The 3617-nt window shown below is 58.3% G+C and carries 6 protein-coding genes; 3 read left to right on the top strand and 3 right to left on the bottom strand.

The annotated features are described in order from the left end of the window. Positions 1-285 precede the first annotated feature (285 nt). On the top strand, positions 286-543 hold the full coding sequence (locus tag AC221Y_RS21895; RefSeq protein WP_299757316.1) for an SRPBCC family protein: 258 nt from the start codon (positions 286-288) through the stop codon (positions 541-543). Here the strand turns inward: AC221Y_RS21895 and AC221Y_RS21890 are convergent. Both AC221Y_RS21890 and AC221Y_RS21885 read right to left on the bottom strand, forming a co-directional pair. Further along, the gene (locus AC221Y_RS21890) at positions 540-752 is read right to left on the bottom strand and encodes a hypothetical protein (RefSeq protein WP_299757318.1); all 213 of its coding nucleotides are present in this window, start codon (positions 750-752) and stop codon (positions 540-542) included. The two genes, AC221Y_RS21895 and AC221Y_RS21890, sit on opposite strands and share 4 nt — an antisense overlap. Positions 753-896: 144 nt before the next feature. Further along, a complete protein-coding gene (locus AC221Y_RS21885) occupies positions 897-1463 on the bottom strand; it encodes a hemerythrin domain-containing protein (RefSeq protein ID WP_486708434.1) in 567 nt (188 codons plus the stop codon). Positions 1464-1608: 145 nt separating this feature from the next. Here AC221Y_RS21885 and rpe point away from each other — a divergent pair, with 145 nt between their 5' ends. After that, entirely contained in the window at positions 1609-2298 is a 690-nt protein-coding gene (gene rpe, locus AC221Y_RS21880) for a ribulose-phosphate 3-epimerase (RefSeq protein ID WP_486708433.1), read from the top strand. Between the two features lie 124 nt (positions 2299-2422). Beyond that, the gene (locus AC221Y_RS21875) at positions 2423-3226 is read left to right on the top strand and encodes a prepilin peptidase (RefSeq protein WP_486708432.1); all 804 of its coding nucleotides are present in this window, start codon (positions 2423-2425) and stop codon (positions 3224-3226) included. A gap of 114 nt (positions 3227-3340) precedes the next feature. Here AC221Y_RS21875 and AC221Y_RS21870 read toward each other — a convergent pair. Next, positions 3341-3617, bottom strand: a 277-nt coding sequence (locus AC221Y_RS21870; protein ID WP_486708431.1) for a hypothetical protein, incomplete at its 5' end; no start/stop codon positions are given.

The following is a 3617-nucleotide window of genomic DNA, read 5'->3' as shown; positions in this document are numbered from 1 at the left end:
TGGTGCGACTGGCTTTGCGACGATGCTCTCACTGCATTTTCTGCCGAAGCTCGCCGTATCGCTGCTCAAGAAAAGGATAACAAATGATAGACCCCGTTGAAAAATCCGTCTTCGTCCCCCTGCCCGTGCCTTCTCGGTTTTCCCCGAAAACATGGCCGACTGGTGGCCAATGGAATCCCACTCCATAAGCGCAAACGAAGCCGGCATGGGGCCCAATAGCGTGACGTTTGAACCCAAGCTTGGGGGCCGCCTTCTGGAAACATGCGCCGACGGGGGAATTCGTGCATGGGCCACGATCACCGGCTGGCAACCGGGCGCACGTTTTGTGCTGTCACATGGGACGTCGGACGCACCGAAGCCAAAGCCACAACAGTGGCCGTGCGCTTTCAGCCCGATGCCAACGGCCCCCGGCTTGTTCTTACGCACTCTGGCTTCGACATTCTCCGCGACCAGAATTGCAAAGGATACAACGGCGGCTGGAAAGACGCTCTGGAAATCGCATTCCTCGAGCACCGCCGCACGACTTTGGCCGAAGCCGTCTAACCGCGCCGCAAAGGATCGGTCAGGTCAACTTTTTCGGACTGATCACGCCATGCGCCGAACAATCCGTCCGCCAGGCTGTCAGCAGACTCCGAGCCACCGCGCCTGTCCAAGCGCAAATTCGCCTTCAAAGGGTCAACGATCACCGGCCATAAAAGCCAAACACCAACGGCACCTAGCAATACGACCGGGACGAGGGGCAACATGTCCATAGCGGACCTCCCGTCTCAAAGAATCGGGCGGCAGTTCGCCCGTTGCCGGACAATCTGAAATCAAAAGAAGGCAAAATCTTGGCGAAAGGTTCATAAATATTAACCTTTTCGCCCGTGACGTTGCGAAACCCGCGCGCGCGGCGCCTACATCAGGTCGGCAGGCGCATATTTCAGCAATACCGGAACGATCAGATCCTCTTCGTCGACCAGATGCCGGTTAAGATCGCGCTTGAACCCATGCAACCCCTTGCAAAAGACATCCGTCGGGGCCCGCCAGTCCGCGCCATTGCTCACTGAATTCAGCACATTGTTGGCCGATACCGAAAACGTCTCGAGCAACGCGTCCAACGCAAGATGATCGCCATCGAGCAGATCAAAGCCCTTTTCCAGACGACTATCCAACTGCCGCAAGCGCGGGAAATAGTGCACATCTTCAATATTATGATGACCATGCAGCTCGCCGACCAGCATGCTGCCGTACCGTGACACCCGCGCGGCCAGCATCCGTTCATCAAGGTTGCCGTCCAGTGCCCGCTCGGTCTCGCCTTGAAGCGACGTCATCAACCGGCGAAACATCATGTGCCGGTCCAGCCAGAACCGGATTAGCGTCCCGAAATTGTCCGAAGACTCCCACGCCTCCCGAGGATAGTCCTCCAAAAGCACCCGTAACGCGTCAGGCAGCCCTTGCCTGTCTGCCAGACTCTCAATCACTTCCCGTGTCCATCCTTATTCCCAGTGGAGAAGATGAAGATAAGCTGAATGCATCAGTTTCCAAGCTCTCCACGGCATAACGCAACTGGTCTCCAGCCATCTGGTGCGGTAAGCCACCCGAAACCATCCCTGGGAGACCCCGGCCATGTCCTTTGACCGTTCCATCAAAATAGCGCCCTCAATCCTTGCCGCAGACTTCGCAAACTTCGGCGCTGAATGCGCAGCCGTAGAAGCCCAGGGCGCCGACTGGATCCACGTCGATATCATGGACGGCCACTTTGTTCCCAACATCTCGTTCGGCCCGGCCACCTGTTCTGCGATCCGCCCACACATCAAAGGCGTCATGGACGTCCACCTTATGATCGCACCGGTCGATCCCTACATCGACGCTTTTGCCGAGGCTGGCGCAAACATCCTGACCGCCCACATCGAAGCAGGCCCACACATCCACCGCACGCTTCAGGCCATTCGCGGCGCCGATATGAAGGCCGGTGTCGCCCTAAACCCCGGCACTCCTGCAAACGCCATCGAAGGCCTGCTCGATAATGTAGATCTGGTTTGCGTGATGACGGTGAACCCCGGCTTCGGGGGGCAGAAATTCATCGACATGACGGCAAAGATCAAAGCCCTTCGCGCCATGATCGGCGACCGCCCCGTCCACATAGAAATCGATGGCGGCGTTGACGCAAAAACTGCCCCCCTCGCGGCCAAAGCCGGAGCCGATGTGCTGGTCGCAGGTTCCGCCGTGTTCCGCGGCGGCAGTGTCACCAACCCTGGTCCCTACGGCGAAAACATCCGCGCTATCCGCGCCGCAGCACTCGGAACCTACACCTGACGCACCGACAAATCCGCAACGTTCACACATGCGCCGCGCGCAACGCTCCCAAGCTGCTTGACCAAACACGCCTTTCCACAGAAAAATGGCGCGGCCCGGGGGCGTAAAAAGACGAGCAAACCGCGTGACAATCTTTGAGGCTTTAAACCTTTCTGCCATCTTTGTGCTTGTGTTGGTCTCTCCGATGACCGGCTCGTTCCTGAAATGCTGGGCCGATCGTGCAGCTTCCGGCAAAAGCGTGGTCGATGGCCGCTGGTTTTGCGATGGCTGCGACAAGACTTTGGCAGCGCGTGATCTTATCCCGATCCTCAGCTGGGTCTTGGCAGGCGGTAAAAGCCGGTGCTGCGCAACCCCCCTGCGCTGGACACTTCTCACACCCGAAATAACAAGCCTGCTTCTTGCCGTCTGGGCAGTCCTGACCGTGCCTCTGCACCTCATGCTGCCCTCGCTGATCATCGCTTGGCTCTTGCAGGCGATCGCCCTCCTCGCTGTCCCAGCCCCACGGATCGCCACCATCTTGGGAATGATCCTCGCCATCTTCGGCCTTGGGCTGTCCCTTTTCGGCGTCACCGGCGATCTCGACACGCGCCTCCTTGGCTTCGCCCTTGGCCTGTTGTGCGCAACGGTCGCCTGGACCGGCGCGAGCGACCCGCGATCGCGCTACCTTCAGGCCGCAACCTTTCTGCCTGCAATAGGATCGCTGCTAGGCGTTGGCCTGATGGGCCTCGCGATTGGAATTGGTGTCATACTTGCCCTTCTGCACAACGCCGTGTCCCGAATGATCAGACGAGACGGAGAAGACCCCGTACCGCCGGCCACATCGCTGGCCATAGGTTTGGCTGGGGGCACATGGCTGGCGTGGATCTATGGCATCGACCTGGTGCGGTCGCTCGCCAATACCTTTCAACTTATGTCAGCGCTGGACTAAAGCCGCACCAAACGCCGGAGCAAAAGTGCGCCACTTGGCTGGTTCTGGCAGGAGTAAAAGTGTGCCACTTTGGTGGGTTTAGGTTCGTCCACAGGCCCGCGTAGGGGAGTACCCTCAAATAGCGACGGAGCTGTGCGGGCTGTGGTCCAACGGACCCAGCGTTTGCGCTTCAGACTTTGCCCGATTGGCGGCCGTGTTTGAGGGCATTCCAGCCCATCCTGTCCATGACTGCCTGATCGTGAAGGTCTCTGATGTCGAGAGTGTTGCACTTTCTGTCTTTAAAAATCCGCCCGACTGAACTTTTTTGATGGCGTTCTGACCCATAAGAATTCTGTAGCCACGGTGCCCATAAATTTCTTCTTCCATATATGTTCCCTTCCATTCACCGGAC

It is taken from the genome of Boseongicola sp. (genome assembly GCF_057460485.1).
Note: the sequence above shows the minus strand (reverse complement) of the source record. Positions and strands in the feature narration are given on the sequence as shown.